Raw genomic sequence first — 1,090 nt, forward strand, 5'->3', positions numbered from 1 at the left:
GGGGAGAAGTCTTCTTCTCGTCGTCGCTGATCTTTTGACTTTGAGAGTCTCGACGGACTGAGCCACTTGGGGGAGTGGTCCGTGGGGGAACAGCGACGCCCGTTGACGATGGAAGATCGTGAAGAGATCTCGCGCTGCCTGGCCGTTGGCCTGACCAACAAGGAGATAGCCGCATATATCGACCGTGACGAATCAGTGGTCTGCCGTGAGATCGCTCGCAACGGCGGTCGTGAACGCTACCGTGCCCATGCGGCGCAGCAGCGGGCCGAGCAGGAGCGACGCCGCCCAAAAGAGCGGAAACTGGACAGTGACCGCGCGTTGCGCGGGCGGGTTGTGTCCGGGTTGCGGGTGGGGTGGTCGCCCGACCAGATCGCGGGACGGCTCACGTACGACCGCTGCTGTGGAGAGGCGGTGGACACCGTGTCACACGAGGCGATTTACACCTGGATCTACGCTTTGCCCAAGGGGGAGCTGGCTCGTCTGGGCATTGAGCTGCGCTCGGGTCGCGAGCGGCGCAAGCCGCGTGGGCGCAGGGGTTCACCGGGCGCCCGGATCGTGGGGATGCGTTCCATTGACGAGCGGCCGGCCGAGGTCGCGGATCGGCAGGTTCCCGGTCATTGGGAGGGAGACCTGATCATCGGCAGGAACGGGGCGAGTGCGGCGGCGACGCTGGTGGAGCGGAAGAGCCGGTTCACACTGATTGTCCCGCTTCCCTTTGGGCGGACGTCGGAGGCGGTCTGCGACGCTTTGGTCGAAACGGTCGCGAACGTCCCGGGCCAGTTGATGAAGTCGATCACCTGGGACCAGGGTACGGAGATGGCCGGGCATGCCGCGCTGTCTCTCGCGACCGATATCGACGTGTATTTCGCCCATCCGCATTCGCCGTGGGAGCGCGGTACGAATGAGAACACGAACGGGCTTATCCGTGAGTATCTCCCGAAAGGGACGAAGATTCCAAGTGATTCCGAGTTCTTGAATTCTGTGTCTCACTCACTTAATACGCGTCCGCGGCGTATACTTGGGTACAGAACGCCAGCCGAAGTGTTCGTCGAGATGCTCTCCGAACTTGCTTCCACCGCTTGAGACCGCC

The 1,090-nt window shown here is 63.0% G+C and carries 1 protein-coding gene; it reads left to right on the forward strand.

Annotated features, from left to right (window positions below; all coding sequences use genetic code 11):
- Nucleotides 1–81: 81 nt before the first annotated feature.
- Complete coding sequence (locus AB0M95_RS41060) at nt 82–1,083, forward strand: IS30 family transposase (protein ID WP_363777235.1); 1,002 nt, start codon at nt 82–84, stop codon at nt 1,081–1,083.
- The last annotated feature ends 7 nt before the right edge of the window (nt 1,084–1,090 follow it).

Origin of the sequence: Sphaerisporangium sp. NPDC051017, assembly GCF_040683095.1 — a bacterium.
GTDB lineage: Bacteria > Actinomycetota > Actinomycetes > Streptosporangiales > Streptosporangiaceae > Sphaerisporangium.